The sequence below is a fragment of the Luteibacter sp. HAY1-4A genome (assembly GCF_056755355.1).
Genome location: NZ_JBNDHZ010000013.1, coordinates 26,079 through 40,495 on the forward strand (window position 1 = coordinate 26,079; position 14,417 = coordinate 40,495).

Genomic DNA, 14,417 nt, shown 5'->3' on the forward strand with positions numbered 1-14,417 from the left:
GCGGTCCGTAGATGTCATTCCCAGGATGAGGCGCCGCGCGCTAGCGCCGGCTCGCTTTCGACGCCAGAGCGAGCCATGTTCAGAGCCGCTTCCAGCCCGCTTGCCAGCAAGCGCTCGGACAACACCTCGTCGTTCACGGCGCGCGCCACCTGCATCGTCCCGGCCATCAGACCGTACAAGGCCAATGCCCGGGAGAACGCCTCCTCCCGGGAAAGGTGCCGCCAGTGCGTGGCGGCCCGTTCCACGAAGGCGAGGAACCCTTCCGTGTACGCCGCGCGCACTTCATCGGAATGGCGCGCGATTTCGCTGGCCAGCACCGTGGACGGGCACCCTTTCCCGGGGTTGTCGCGATGCCGTGCGGAGAAGTAGCCGCGCAGCATTCCTTCCAATCCTTCTTCACGGTCCAGCCAATGACGCAGGTGCGCGACACGCTCATCCATGGCCGCGGCTACGGCCTCGCGCGTCAGGTCCTCTTTCGAGGTGAAGTGGTTGTAGAACGCACCGTTGGTCAGGCCCGCGGCGGACATCAGCGACTTCATGCCCTCGCCTTCGATACCGTTCTCGCGGAAGCGGCGGGCGGCGGTCTCGACGATCCGCTGGCGCGTCGTTGCCTTGTGATCTTTGTCGTATCGCATGCCTGGCAGACTCCGGATTCAGTGCGCATCGGCCGAGGGAGCCGCCGGCGGCCGTACCTTGCGCATCAAGGGCACCATGACCGTAGCGACGGCGAAACAGGCCATGATCGAAAAGAAGGCATCGCTGTAGGTCAGGGTCTGCGCCTCGCGGAAGGTCAGCTGCCAAAGCGATTTGAGTGCCGTCGTGTAGGTATCGCTATTCGCCTCGATGCCCTCCATCAGACGATTCAGCGGCTCGCTGGCGGGCGTGAGGTGCTCCGCCATGCGCTGGAAATGCAGGTTGGTCCGGTCGTTGAGGATGGTGGCGCAGCCGGCGATGCCCATGGCGCCGCCCAGGTTGCGCATCAGGTTGAACAAGCCAGATGCCTGCTTGAGGCGCGCTGGCCCCAGGCCGCCGAGCGTCAGGATCACCGCCGGCGCCACGGCGAACTGCTGGGCGAAGCCGCGCAACGCCTGCGGGAAGAGAAGCTCGCGCCAGCTCCAGTCGTGGGTGATCGGCGTGAACTCGAACATCGACACGGTGAACAGGGCAAGACCGCCCATGAGGATCCAGCGAAGGTCGACGCGGCTCGCGAGCCACGCGTAGACGGGGATGCCCATGATCTGGAAAACACCGGTGGAGAAAATCGCCTGGCCGATCTGGAGCGCGCTATAGCCCTCCACGCGCCCGAGGAACAACGGCGTGAGGTAGATCGTGCCGAATAGCCCGATGCCGGTCACGAAGGAAAAGAAGCAGCCGAGGGCGAAATTGCGATCGCGCAGTGCGCGCAAGTCCACGACGGGATGCTCGGCCGTCAACCCTCGCCAGACGAACAGAAGGCCGGCCACGGCGCTCGTCCATGCGGTGGCGCAGATGGTCGCATCGTCCAGCCAGTTCCAGCGCGGCCCTTCCTCCAGCGTGTACTCCAGGCAACCGAGGAAGATGGCGATCAAGGCAATGCCGATCCAGTCGCCCACCTTCAGCAAGGCAAGATCCGGCTCGTCGATCTTCACCAGCATCGGCACCGCGATGGTCACGAAGATGCCTGGGGGGAGGTTCACGAAGAACAGCCAATGCCAGGAGTAGTTGTCGGTGATCCATCCGCCCAGCGTGGGGCCCAGTGTGGGCGCCAGCGACGCGATGGCACCGATAGTGGCCGCGGCGATCGTGCGCTGCTTGCCTTCGAAGAAGACGAAGGCCGTGGTGAACACCAGTGGGATCATCGAACCACCGAGGAACCCCTGCGCCGCGCGAAACCAGATCATGCTCTGGATATCCCACGCAAACCCGCAAAGCAGGCTCGTCACGGTGAATCCCGCTGCCGAGGCGGCGAACAGCCAGCGCGTCGAGAACACCCGGCTGAGCCAGCCCGACAGCGGTATCACCACGATCTCGGCGATCAGGTAGCTCGTCTGCACCCAGGCCGTGTCGTCCGCGCCGGCCGAAAGACCACCACCGATGTCGCGCAGCGAGGCCGATACGATCTGGATATCCAGCAGGGCGATGAACATGCCCAGGCACATCGTGGCAAAGGCGAAGATCTTCTGCCCTTGCGTGAGGTGGGCGACAGGACTCATGGAGCTTTGGTATCGATGCGCGCCGTGACGGACAACCCGGGACGCAACACACCCAGATCGCCGTCCGTGCCATCGAGCGTCACACGCACCGGCACGCGCTGGACGATCTTGGTGAAGTTGCCGGTGGCGTTCTCAGGCGGCAGCACGCTGAATTGCGCGCCGGTCGCCGGGGCGAGGCTGGCGACGTGACCCTTGAACGCCCTGCCGGGCAGCACGTCCGCGCGCACGTCCACCGCCTGGCCCACGCGCATGCGTGCCAGCTGGTCTTCCTTGAAGTTCGCGTCTACCCATAACCCGCGCACCGGCACGACCACCAGCATCTGCGTGGCCGCCGCCGCGTAGCTACCCACACGCGCGCGTCGATTTCCGATCACGCCGTCCACCGGTGCGCGTAATTCGGTGTACGACAGATTGAGGCGTGCCACCTCCGCTTCCGCGCGAGCCTGTGCCAGCGCCGCCTGGGCCTGGTGCCTCTGCGTGGCGATGACGTCCAACTGCTGCTGCGCGCCGGCAACCGCCGCCGAGGCACGATTCGTCGCCGCCCGCGCGGTCTGGAACGTGGCCGTCGCGCGCTGTGCACTTTCCACCGATACCGCCGCGCGTCCCACCAGTTGCCGATAGCGTTCGTCGTCGAGCCGGGAACGCGTCGTTTCTGCCTGCGCGGCATCCAGTCCCGCGCGGGCCTGGGCGATAGTGCTGTATTGGAGGCGTTCCACCGCATCGAGGTTGCGTAGCGCCGCTTCCTGCGCCGCCACCGCCGCGTCCGCCCGGTCCACCGCGGCCCGGTAGTCGCGATCGTCGATCTTCACCAGCAGATCGCCCTTGTGAACCACCTGGTTGTCGGTCACCGCCACGGCCTGGATATACCCCGGCACCTTCGACGCGATCACCGTGATATCGCCGCCGACATAGGCGTCGTCGGTATCGACCACGAACCGGCCGGTCGTCCACCAGTGGGCGCCATAGAGCGCCACCGCCAGCCCCGCCGCCGCTAACGCGATGACTTTCAACGATTTCTTGCGGGGCGAACTGACGACAACGGAATCAGCGATAGCGGACACGGGCGGTTACCTGAGGAAAAGAATTACGCCCATACTTTTATGGATGATGACTGTAATCTCAAGGGGTAACCATGAAATTTCTTTTGCGTCCGAGGGTTGGGGTCGTCGCAAGTACAGGGGCATGGCCGCGTAGGCAGCGTTCACCTTCGGGCGTCGAGGCAGGGGAGCGGAAGGGCCGAATCGCACAAAAAGCGGAAGAGCTGGTAGCACGCGATGCCGCCCGGAGCCATCTGATGGGAATCAAATGGCTCCGGGCGGCGCCCTCGCGGGGTCTAAAGGTGCATCGTCGCTCCTGCGAAGCCGGATATAGGCTTCACAAGGCCTTGAGGTAGACCGACTTCGAATCCGTGACAAGGCCATCGTCAGCTCCGCCCGTGTATCTGATGGCGAGCCGCCCACCCGGCTTGATCAGGCACAGCAAGTCTGGCGAAGTTACGAACGTCTCTCCGCGTATGAAATTCACTGGGACCATCGTCGACTCGCCAGTTCTCGACCAAACTGTCCATCTCCCTTGGATGATCGTCACGTCTGGTATTTCCACCCGAAGGGAGTCGATGGCGGAGAAGTCTACTTCTCCCGTCGGATGATCGGGCACGATCGGCGCAGGAAGTGCTGGGCCGTCACCCGTGACATAGAACTCATGTGGCGATGAAGTTATTTCATCGCCCGCGATGGTGGTTACCCTGTAGATGAACAGGCATTCCGTTGCACTGCCGTTGGGGCCTGCGCTCTCCAGGATTATGTGCTTAGGAACAACAAAATCAGTGAAGCCATCAGGCCGACTGATGATTTGACTATCCTGCCACAATGCCGCCCTTGCCAACCCAGAAGAGGTCGATCCTGTCACCGAGTGTCATTTCCGGATATTGTGGAATCCGGATTGTGGCTCCGCTCTCGGGAACTGCCGAGGGGTAGAGCACCGCTGGCACTATTGACTCGACTATCGTGGCAGTTCCGAGTTGGAGCTGTGGCATGACGTAGCGAAATTTCTTCGTTGCACTTTTCATGATCGATCGTCCTTGATGGGGATGACCGGGCATTTCCTGACCGGCAATGGAGCTTATCCTCTCCGGCTCATCGTTTAACCCCAGTGCCCGTTAGAAGGTTTCTATTTCGTCACGTCAATTCGGCAGGGGGATGTGTCGACATTGATTCGACGGATTCTTGGTCAACTTGTCGGCACGTCGAAAGCGCAGATAGCCGCGATGCTGCGCTTCCGTCCGAGCAAAGCTCGCCTCCCCGTTCCCGGCGCGTCCTTCCCGCCAGGCGTACTAAACCAGCGCGATGGCGAAGCCGAGCCGCGGCAGTCGTCAGCGCAAATCGAGCAGCGAACGAATATCCCGCAACGCCTTGAATCGCCGCACAAGATTGAGCGGCTTGCGTTTCAACATGCCGAATTCGCCGCGCTGGAAGGCTTCCACCGCATCCAGCACGCGTTCGCTGGAATGGCCGTCCCGGTATGGGTGGATGTCGTCGCCGTGCGCGCGGATGGCCGCCATGAGTTCGGGGGGATGCGACAGCGCGCGGTCGATGGCGGCGTCGACGTCCGCGGGCGTCGGCACATCGAGCATGAAAGGCTGCGGTACGCGGTTCGCCACCGTGACCACCGGTTTACCCATCACCGCGAATTCGTGCACCACGGACGAGGTGTCGCAAACGAGCACGTCCGCCGCGCGCTCCATCTCCACGAGGTGGTCGGACGTGAGGAATCGCGCGTTCGTCGCTTCCAGTCCGCGATACGCGGCAAAGAGTGCCTCGTCGCACTTCGGGTGCAGCGTGAGCAACCACTGGCGGTCGCCGCGCGCGATCATGGCGCGCAGCGGCTCCAGCATCGCGGGCGCGCTGCTGAGGCGATGGCTGAATGTCGACGCGTACATCACCACCGGGCGTCCGTCGCGCGGCGGGAGTCCGAGTGACGACGGCGGAGCCGGCCCGAACAGCGGGTCCAGCTTCGGCCAGCCCGTTTCGACGACGGCGAAATACCCATGCTCGCGTGCCAGCGCCTCGAAAGGCACGGTGGTGGCCGGTCCCTGCGTCACGTAGAGATCGAAGAAGCCGCGAATGGCGAAGTGGCCACGGTCGGGCTCGCGCTTCTGCGCGTTGAAGCCATGGAACACCTGCACCTTGATGCCGGGCAGCGCGGGTGACACCCAGTTCGCGGCGCAATACACGGCGTCGGGCCGGAAGGCGTGCGCCTCGCGCAGGCTGCGCACGCGGTGCTCGTCCGGTCCCAGTTGCGCGGCAAGGGCCGCCGGTACGATCCAGCCCACGTCGATGCCGCGCGCGCGCGCCGCCGCGGCCAGGGGACGCAGGATCGGCAGGCCATAGGACTCGGTGGCGAACATCAGGCACGCGGGCAAGGGCGGCACTCCGCAGGGAACGACGTGGCATTATGACGGCTCGCTACCCGACCCCGCATCCCGATGACCCTACGGCCCATTTCCCTCTGCGTGATCACCCAGAACGAGGCCGATCGCATCCGGGACTGCCTGGCTTCCGCGGCCGGATTCTGCGACGACATGGTGGTGGTCGACGGCGGATCCACCGACGGTACGTTGGACATCGCGCGGAATGCCGGTGCACGCGTGATGTCGCGGCCTTTCGACGGCTTCCGCAGCCAGAAGGCATTCGCGCTGTCCCAGGCGAAGAACGACTGGGTGCTCTGCCTCGATGCGGACGAACGCGTGGGCGCGGACCTTCGCGCGGCCATCGAGGAAGCCTGCGACAAGGGCTTCGACGCGGCCGGGTATCGCTTCTACCGGCGCAACGATTTCTTCGGCCGCTTCATGCGCCACGGCAATGCCGGCGCCGACAAGGTGCTGCGGCTCTTCGATCGCCGCCGCGGCGGGTGGCGCGGGCCGCGCGAGATCCACGAATCGGTGAGCGTCGACGGCGAGGTGCGGATGCTTTCCGGCTACCTCGACCACTACCCGTACCGCTCGCTGTCGGAATTGATGGCGAAGCAGGAGCGCTACGCGCACATGATGGCCACCGAGGAGTTCGCCGCCGGCAAGCGCGCCACGCTTGCGCAGATCGTGCTCAGCCCGATGTGGCGCTTCTTCCGTGGCTATGTGCTGCGCGCCGGTTTTCTCGACGGCTGGCGCGGCATCGTCTACGCGTTGCTGCGGGTGGAGTACGTGCGCCGCAAGTACGTGAAGCTATGGTTGTTACAGCAGGGGCAGAAACCCTAGGCGCGTTGCCCGCTGCCGCGGGATCGCCGGCATAGCCGGCTCCCACACAAAGCAACCTGGCATTTTTGTGGGAGCCGCTTCAGCGGCGATGGGGGCTTGCCTCAAGCGCGCAACAAGCGCGCGGCCACTTCGACGATGTCGCGGGTGATGGCCGTCGCCGAGGCCTCGCGTGCCAGCGCCGCGGACTGTCCTGCCCATAGCGGCTGGAAATCGCCGCTTCCGCGCGCTTCGGCGATCTTCCGCAATGGTCCGAGTGGCCCGCCTGCAAGGGGAAACGGCAGGGCATCGTCCGACAACGGCCCCAGTTCGCGCATCACGCGGTTCAGCACCCCTCGTGCGGGACGGCCGGTGAGAACATTGGTGATCGCCGTATTGTCGTCGCGGGCTTCCCGCAGGGCCTGGCGATGCACGGTCACGCTGGTGGCTTCTTCGGCCAGCAGGTAAGCGCTGCCCACCTGTACGGCCGAGGCGCCGAGGCACAACGCCGCCGCCATGCCACGCCCATCCGCGATGGCGCCTGCCGCGATCACCGGCACGTGCAGGGCGTCGACCAGTTGCGGGACGAGCGCCATGGTGCCGGGTTGGGTCGCCATGTCGTGGGTGAGGAAGTTGCCGCGATGGCCGCCGGCTTCATACCCCTGCGCGATCACCGCGTCGCAGCCGCGCTCCGCCAGCCAGCGGCCCTCCGCCACGGTGGTCGCGGAGGAAAGCACCACGGCTCCCGTGGCCTTCACCCGGGCCAGCAGGGGCTCGTCGGGCAGCCCGAAATGGAAGCTCACCACTTCCGGCCGCAACGACTCGACCATGGCGCACATCGCGTCGTCGAATGGCGCGCGGCCTCCCGCGGGCGGCAGGGCACTCGCATCGACGCCGAATTCCTCAAAGTACGGCGCCAGTCGTCCCAGCCACCGCGCCGTGGCTTCCGCCGTTGGCGCCTCGGGCCGGTGGGCGAAGAAATTGAGATTGATGGGGCCGTCCACCGCGTCCCGGAACGCGCCCACCTCGGCCGTGGCTTTTTCGACACTGATGGAGGAACAGGGAATGGCACCGAGCCCCCCGGCCCTGGCGACCGCGATGGCCAGCGGCGCCAGCCCCGCGCCGGCCATGGGCGCGAGCAGCAAGGGTTGTTCGATCGCGAGGAGATCGAGGATGCGTCGGTCGGTCCAGGCGGTCATGGCTCTCACCGGTGGGGATGCGGGAACGCGACAAGCATAACGGCAGGCACGTTGGCCGGATGTTGGCCACCCCGTCCGGCACCGTGGGTCCGCGATTCGTCACCACGGACCGTGTTTTCCTCCCTTGAAGGGCGACCGGGACCGGGCTTCGCGCCACGATGCGGTCATCCGACCCCACGAGGCTCCCATGGACCGCCGCACCCTGCTGAAGCACGCGATCGCCCTGCCCCTTCTGCCCCTCGCCCTGCGGGTGGATGCCCTGCTCGCCGCGCCGGTGCAGCCAAAGGCCGGCGCCTTGTCCCGGGTGCGCCCCGGCATGCCCGGCTGGCCGGGCGACGCGCAATGGCAGGCCTTGCAGCGCGAGGTAGGCGGGCGGCTGTCCGTGCCGCGGTCGCCTTTCCTGGGCGACGCCGCCACGCGGGCCGAAGCCCTGGCGCAATTGAAAAATCCTTACTACATCGGCGACCAGGCCGCGCTCACCCAGACCAGTGGCTATTTCCGTGCCTGGGACTCCCGGCCCAGCGCCTGGGCGCTCGCCGCGGAAAGTGCCGAAGACGTCGCCGCGGCGGTGAAGTTCGCGCACCGGCATGGCGTGCGGCTGGTGGTGAAAGGCGGCGGCCACAGCTACCACGGTACGTCCAACGCGCCGGATTCGCTGTTGGTCTGGACCCGCCGGATGAACAAGGTCGAGATGCTCGAGGCCTTCGTGCCGAAAGGTGCGCCCGCGGGAACGGCGGCGCTGCCCGCAGTGCATGTCGGCGCGGGTGCGATGTGGATCGATGCGTACGACGAGGTCACCACCCGCGGTGGCCGCTACGTGCAGGGCGGCGGATGTTCGACGGTGGGCGTGGCGGGCCTCGTGACCGGCGGCGGGTTCGGCAGCTTCTCGAAGCGTTTCGGCACCGCCGCGTCGAACCTGCTGGAAGCCGAAGTGGTTACGGCCGACGGTCGCATCCGCGTCGTGAACGCCTGGCGCGATCCCGAACTGTTCTGGGCGTTGAAAGGTGGCGGTGGCGGCTGCGTGGGCGTCGTCACCCGGCTCACCCTGCGCACGCACGACCTTCCCGACACGTTCGGTGCGGTGTTCGGCGCGATCCGGGCCGACTCCGACGAGTCCTACCGCGCACTGGCGGCCGAAGCGCTGCGCTTCTATCGCGACGCGTTGTGCAATCCGCACTGGGGGGAGCAGATCGCCTTTCGCAGCGAGCGCACGATGCACGTGTCGATGGTGTTCCAGGGCATCGACAAGGCGGCCGCGGAAGCCGTGTGGGCGCCGTTCATCGCCTGGGTGAGAGCGCGGCCCGCCTATACGTTGGTGAAACCGTCGCAGGCACTGGCCATGCCGGCCCGGCATTTCTGGGACGCGGCGTTCTTCCGCGAACACGCGCCGGACCTCGTCGTGGCCGATGCGCGGGAAGGCGCGCCGCGCGACCATATCTTCTGGAAGGGCGACCAGGACCAGGTCGGCTGGTTCATTCACGGCTACGCCTCCGCCTGGTTGCCATCGCGGCTGCTGCACGACGGCGACCGCGAAACCCTTGCCGCGGCCATCTGCCATGCCGCCGAACGCATGGACGTGGAACTGCACTTCAACAAGGGGCTGTTCGGCGCACCTTCCGAAGCGATCGCCGGCGGCAAGGACACGGCGACGAATCCCGCGGTGCTGGACGCGTTCGCGCTGGCGATCGTCGGCAATGCCGGTGATCCCGCGTACCAGGGACTCGGCACCACGCCCGATGAAACGCGTGCACGCGGCGGCGCGGAGCGCGTGGCCGCGGCGTACGAACGCCTCACCACGGTCGTGCCGCACGCCGGTGCCTACGTCTCCGAGAGCGACTACTTCCAGCGCGACTGGCAGCAGGCGTTCTGGGGATCCAACTACGGCCGCCTGGCCGCCGCGAAGAAGAAGTACGACCCGGACGACCTCTTCATCGTGCACCACGGCGTGGGCAGCGAACGATGGAGCGCCGACGGGTTTACGCGGTCAGGGGCGGCAACCGGTCGATGAACTTGTCCAGCGTGACGGGGTAGTCGCGCACGCGGACGCCGGTGGCGTTGTACACCGCGTTCGCGACCGCCGCGGCCACGCCGCAGATACCCAGTTCGCCCACCCCCTTGGCCTTCATCGGCGAGGAGATCGGATCGGTCTCGTCGAGGAACACCACCTCCTGGTGCGGAATATCGGCGTGCACCGGCACCTCGTACGAGGCGAGGTCGTGGTTCACGAAGAAACCCAGGCGCTTGTCGACCACCAGTTCTTCCATCAACGCCGCGCCCACACCCATGGTCATCGCACCGATCACCTGGCTGCGCGCGGACTTGGGATTGAGGATGCGGCCCGCGGCGCACACCGCCAGCATGCGATCGATGCGAATTTCGCCGGTGGCGGCATCCACTCGCACCTCCACGAAATGGGCACCGAAGGTGGACTGCTGGTAGCGCTCGTCGAGGTCGCCGTATTCCATGCCGTCCTCGGCGGCGATGTCGCCATCCGCCACGGCCTTGGTGAGCGGTACGCGATGGTCATTCACCACCACATCGCCGCCGTCGAAGACCGCCGTGTTCGCGTCGACTCCCAGTTTCTGCGCAATCGCCTCGCGCAGTTTCACGCAGGCCGCGTAAACACCGGCGGTGGAGCTGTTGCCGCCCCACTGCCCACCCGACCCGGCCGAGACCGGAAACGTGGAGTCGCCGAGGCGCACGTCCACGCGGTCCAGCGGCAGGCCGAGCATCTCGGCCGCGGTCTGGCCGATGATGGTGTAGCTGCCGGTGCCGATGTCGGTCATGTCGGTTTCGACGACGAGGCGTCCGCTGCGCTCCAGGCGCACGCGTGCCGCCGACTTCATCACGAGGTTATTGCGGAACGCCGAGGCCACGCCCATGCCTTTCAGCCAACGGCCCTCGCGCGCGCTGCCCGGGCGCGCTTGGCGCCGTTCCCAGCCGAACTTCTTCGCGCCCGTTCGCATGCATTCCACGAAGCGGCGCTGCGAGAAGGGCCGTTTTGGATTTTCCGGATCCACCTGCGTGTCGTTGAGGATGCGGAACTCGACGGGGTCGATGCCCGCCTTCTCGGCGATCTCGTCGATGGCGATCTCCAGCGCCATCATGCCCGGCGCCTCGCCGGGTGCGCGCATGGCGTTGCCTTCGGGCAGGTCGAGCACCGCCAGGCGCATCGCCGTCATGCGGTTCGGGCCCGCATAAAGCAGGCGTGTCTGCGACACCGCGGTTTCCGGATCGCCGCCAGGAAGGTCGCCAGACCAGCTTTCGTGGGCGATGGCGTCGATCTTGCCGTCTTTCGACGTGCCGATGCGTATGCGCTGGATCGTGGCGGGGCGATGGGTGGTGTTGTTCATCATGAGCGGACGCTGCAGGGCCACCGCCACGGGCCGGCCCGCGGCGCGTGCGCCGAGCGCCGCCATGATCGCGTCGGAGCGGACGAACAGCTTGCCGCCGAACCCGCCGCCGATGTATGGCGACACCAGGCGCACGTTCTCCTTCGGAATGCCCAGCGTGGTCGCCACGTCGCCGCGGCTCCAGTCCACCATCTGGTTCGATGTCCACAAGGTGAGCTTGTCGCCCTCCCATGCGGCGATGGTCGCATGCGGCTCCATCATCGCGTGCGTCTGGTCGGGCGTGGTGTACGTCGCGTCCAGTTTCACCGCGGCCCCGGCGAACGCCTTGTCGAAGTCGCCCACCGCCGTGTCGGGCTTGCCGCCCTTGGGTTTGGCGGCGGAGCCTCTGGCGGCGGCGAGATCGAAGTTGCCCTTCGCGCGGCTGTAATCAACATGGATGAGCTGCGCCGCGGAACGCGCCTGCTCGAAGGTTTCCGCCACCACCACGGCCACGGCCTGGTGGTAGTGCTCGATGTCGGGGCCGCCGAGGAGGTGTGCCGTGTTGTACTTGCCCTTGCCCAGCTTTCCGGCGTTCTGCGCGGTGACGACGGCCAGCACGCCCGGTGAGCGGCGTGCCTTCGACGTATCGATGGCGACGATGCGGCCTTTCGCGATCGACGACCCGACGACGTAGCCGTATGCGTGGTTCGGCGCGACGTCGTGGCGTTCGTACGCATAGTGCGCCGTGCCGGTTGTCTTCAGCGGCCCCTCGATGCGATCGACGGGCTTGCCGACGACCTTCAGGCGATCGATGGGGTTGGTGGTGGCGGGAGTGTCGAACTTCATGCCGTCCGCTCCTTCGCTTCGGCCAGTGTCGCGGCGAGGGTGCGCTCCACCAGCGTGACCTTGAATTTGTTGTCTTCGGTAGTCTGCGCACCGGCGAGCAACCGCGTGGCCACGGCCTTCGCGCCGTTCGGCAGTTCCGCGTCCGCAGCGTCGACGCGCCACGGCTTGTGCGCCACGCCACCGAGCGCCACGCGCCCGCTGCCGTCCGTCTGGACCACGAGGGCGACCGACACGAGCGCGAATGCGTAAGACGCGCGGTCGCGCACCTTGTGATAGAGCTGGCGGCCGCCAATGGGCTTGGGCAGCGTCACCGCCGTGATGAGTTCACCCTTGGCGAGCACATTCTCGATGTGTGGCGTGTTGCCGGGGAGCGTGTGGAAATCGGCGATAGGGATGCGTCGCACGCTGCCGTCGGGCTTCACGGTTTCCACGGTCGCATCGAGGGCGCGCATGGCCACCGCCATGTCGCTCGGATGCACGGCGATGCATGCCTTGCTGACACCGACCACGGCGTGCTGCCGGCTGAAACCGCCGAGCGCCGCGCAGCCGCTGCCCGGCAGCCGTTTATTGCAGGCCTGGTTGGTGTCGTAGAAATAAGGACAGCGGGTGCGCTGGAGCAGGTTGCCGGCGGTGGTGGCCTTGTTGCGCAACTGGCCGGACGCACCGGCAAGCAGGGCGCGCGACAACAGCGGGTAATCTCGCCGGATACGCGCATCGGCGGCTAGATCGGTGTTGCGCAGCAGCGCGCCGATGCGTACACCGCCCTCGTCCGTGCTCTCAATGCGGGCAAGATCGAGGCCGTTCACGTCGATCAGGTGGGCGGGCTGCTCGATGTCGATCTTCATCAGGTCGAGCAGGTTGGTACCGCCTGCGATGAACTTGGCATTGGGGGTCTTTGCCGCAGCGGCGGCGGCAGCCTTGGGCGATTCGGCGCGTTCGTAGGTGAAGGGTCTCATGCCGCACCCCCGGCCACTTCCTCGATCGCATCGTGGATATTGGAGTACGCGCCGCAGCGGCAGATGTTGCCGCTCATGCGTTCACGCACCTCCGTGCGGCTGAACTGCGCCTTCGCCGTCAGGTCGCCCGTGACGTGGCTGGGGATGTCGTTCTTTATCTCGTCCAGCACCGCCACGGCCGAGCAGATCTGTCCCGGCGTGCAATAGCCGCACTGGTAGCCGTCGTGCTTCACGAAGGCGGCTTGCATGGGGTGGAGCTTGCCGGGATTGCCCAAGCCTTCGATGGTGGTGATCTTCGCGCCCTGGTGCATCACGGCAAGCGTAAGACAGCTGTTGATGCGGCGGCCATCGACGATGACAGTGCAGGCGCCGCATTGGCCGTGGTCACAGCCCTTCTTTGTACCGGTGAGATGCATGTGCTCGCGCAACGCGTCGAGCAGGGTGGTGCGCGTATCGAGTTCGAGCGCCTGCGAGGTGCCGTTCACGTCGAAGGCGACCTTCGTGGTGACCGGCTTGGCGGCGGCACCGGACTCGGAGGCGGCAGTCACGAGCCGAGGTGTCGCCAGGGCCGTGACCGACACGGCGCCCATCTTCAGGACGTCGCGCCGGGTGAATTTCCAGTCGTTCGATGAATCCATGATGGAGTCCCTCAGCGCTGTTGGGGATTTAGCCTGGACAGGCGGGCTGGACTAACCGTTGGAGCGTAGACCATCGTCGCAGGGACCGCCACGGCGACGGGGCCGAACGGAGACCCGACGGAACTCTAGCGCTCCACATTCTCGGAGTCGGCGAACATGGGAGGCACAGTCGATGACATGGCTCGATCTCCTTGCGTCAGAGACGATCCGGCGAAACGTGTGAAGCGGCGGCGAAGATGCGGTCACCCGGAAGTTCAGGCCGCCTTGACCTCTCCACCATCCATGCGCAGGGCCGATCCGGTCATCCAACGGGCGGCCGGGGACACCAGGAAGGCCATCAGTTCCGCAATGTCTTCCGGCTGGCCGAATCGCGTGATCCCTGCTTCGGCCGGGAACCGCTCGGTGGCTTCCTCCACGGTGAACCCGTGCACGGGAGCCCAGCGTTCGAGATAGGCACGGCGCCGCTCCGTGAACACCGCGCCCGGCAGCACGCTGTTCACCTGCACACCGTCGACGATGCCGCGGTCGGAGAATGCCTTCGCCAACGCGACGATCGCGGCGTTGATGGTACCCACGGCCGCTTGGGATGCCCTTGGTACGGTGGCCGACGTGCCAGCGATCATCACGACCGAGCCCTTCGCGATCATCAATGCCGGCCAGGCCGCCACGGTAAGACGGCGAGCGGCGTGCAGCTTGAGCGCCATCCCTGCATCCCATTGCTCGTCGGTCATTTCCAGCACGTCGATCTGCGGCACGGCGCCGGCTATGTTGAGCACGGCGTCGATACGACCGCACGCCGCCAGCGTTCTCGCCACGATGACCTTGGCGGACGACGGTTCCGTCAGATCGATGTCGAGTACGAGTGCTTCGGCACCGGTGCCCTGCACGATCCGTGCAGTCTCTTCCAGCTTTTCGCGGTTGCGTGCCACGATGACTACCGCCCCGAAATCGCGCGCAAGACGGACCGCGACGGCTTGCCCGATTCCCTGGCTGGCTCCCGTTACGATGGCGACTCTGTTGGTCATG

General features: G+C 66.3%; 12 protein-coding genes. 2 read left to right on the forward strand and 10 right to left on the reverse strand.

Annotated elements, in window-relative coordinates; all coding sequences use genetic code 11:
- Nucleotides 1-14 precede the first annotated feature (14 nt).
- The 5 genes from ACPYOD_RS06185 to ACPYOD_RS06205 all read right to left on the reverse strand — a co-directional run bounded on the left by ACPYOD_RS06185 (nucleotide 15) and on the right by ACPYOD_RS06205 (nucleotide 5,598).
- A complete protein-coding gene (locus ACPYOD_RS06185; RefSeq protein WP_481300856.1) occupies nucleotides 15-635 on the reverse strand; it encodes a TetR/AcrR family transcriptional regulator in 621 nt (206 codons plus the stop codon).
- Between the two features lie 18 nt (nucleotides 636-653).
- Nucleotides 654-2,192 carry a DHA2 family efflux MFS transporter permease subunit gene (locus ACPYOD_RS06190; RefSeq protein WP_481300857.1) on the reverse strand — a complete coding sequence of 513 codons (1,539 nt, stop codon included), beginning with the start codon at nucleotides 2,190-2,192 and terminating at the stop codon, nucleotides 654-656.
- Nucleotides 2,189-3,253 carry an HlyD family secretion protein gene (locus ACPYOD_RS06195; protein ID WP_481300858.1) on the reverse strand — a complete coding sequence of 355 codons (1,065 nt, stop codon included), beginning with the start codon at nucleotides 3,251-3,253 and terminating at the stop codon, nucleotides 2,189-2,191. Before ACPYOD_RS06195 ends, ACPYOD_RS06190 begins: the two co-directional genes overlap by 4 nt.
- A 313-nt stretch (nucleotides 3,254-3,566) precedes the next feature.
- Entirely contained in the window at nucleotides 3,567-4,100 is a 534-nt protein-coding gene (locus tag ACPYOD_RS06200; protein ID WP_481300859.1) for a hypothetical protein, read from the reverse strand.
- A 463-nt stretch (nucleotides 4,101-4,563) separates the two neighbouring features.
- Nucleotides 4,564-5,598, reverse strand: a complete 1,035-nt coding sequence (locus ACPYOD_RS06205) for a CDP-glycerol glycerophosphotransferase family protein (RefSeq protein WP_481300860.1) — start codon at nucleotides 5,596-5,598, stop codon at nucleotides 4,564-4,566.
- A 78-nt stretch (nucleotides 5,599-5,676) separates the two neighbouring features.
- Between ACPYOD_RS06205 and ACPYOD_RS06210 the strand changes: the two genes are divergently transcribed.
- The gene (locus ACPYOD_RS06210) at nucleotides 5,677-6,444 is read left to right on the forward strand and encodes a glycosyltransferase family 2 protein (RefSeq protein WP_481300861.1); all 768 of its coding nucleotides are present in this window, start codon (nucleotides 5,677-5,679) and stop codon (nucleotides 6,442-6,444) included.
- A gap of 101 nt (nucleotides 6,445-6,545) precedes the next feature.
- Here ACPYOD_RS06210 and ACPYOD_RS06215 read toward each other — a convergent pair whose 3' ends face one another.
- Nucleotides 6,546-7,619 carry an NAD(P)H-dependent flavin oxidoreductase gene (locus ACPYOD_RS06215; RefSeq protein ID WP_481300862.1) on the reverse strand — a complete coding sequence of 358 codons (1,074 nt, stop codon included), beginning with the start codon at nucleotides 7,617-7,619 and terminating at the stop codon, nucleotides 6,546-6,548.
- A 187-nt stretch (nucleotides 7,620-7,806) separates the two neighbouring features.
- Between ACPYOD_RS06215 and ACPYOD_RS06220 the strand changes: the two genes are divergently transcribed.
- Nucleotides 7,807-9,627, forward strand: coding sequence for an FAD-binding oxidoreductase (locus ACPYOD_RS06220; RefSeq protein ID WP_481300863.1), 1,821 nt, complete (start codon nucleotides 7,807-7,809; stop codon nucleotides 9,625-9,627).
- Here the strand turns inward: ACPYOD_RS06220 and paoC are convergent.
- The 4 genes from paoC to ACPYOD_RS06240 all read right to left on the reverse strand — a co-directional run bounded on the left by paoC (nucleotide 9,596) and on the right by ACPYOD_RS06240 (nucleotide 14,416).
- The gene (paoC, locus tag ACPYOD_RS06225) at nucleotides 9,596-11,797 is read right to left on the reverse strand and encodes an aldehyde oxidoreductase molybdenum-binding subunit PaoC (RefSeq protein ID WP_481300864.1); all 2,202 of its coding nucleotides are present in this window, start codon (nucleotides 11,795-11,797) and stop codon (nucleotides 9,596-9,598) included. The two genes, ACPYOD_RS06220 and paoC, sit on opposite strands and share 32 nt — an antisense overlap.
- On the reverse strand, nucleotides 11,794-12,753 hold the full coding sequence (locus ACPYOD_RS06230) for an FAD binding domain-containing protein (RefSeq protein ID WP_481300865.1): 960 nt from the start codon (nucleotides 12,751-12,753) through the stop codon (nucleotides 11,794-11,796). The genes paoC and ACPYOD_RS06230 overlap by 4 nt, the downstream gene beginning before the upstream one ends.
- Entirely contained in the window at nucleotides 12,750-13,391 is a 642-nt protein-coding gene (gene paoA, locus ACPYOD_RS06235) for an aldehyde dehydrogenase iron-sulfur subunit PaoA (RefSeq protein WP_481300866.1), read from the reverse strand. Before paoA ends, ACPYOD_RS06230 begins: the two co-directional genes overlap by 4 nt.
- A 254-nt stretch (nucleotides 13,392-13,645) precedes the next feature.
- Nucleotides 13,646-14,416, reverse strand: a complete 771-nt coding sequence (locus ACPYOD_RS06240) for an SDR family oxidoreductase (protein ID WP_481300867.1) — start codon at nucleotides 14,414-14,416, stop codon at nucleotides 13,646-13,648.
- Nucleotide 14,417: the final 1 nt, after the last annotated feature.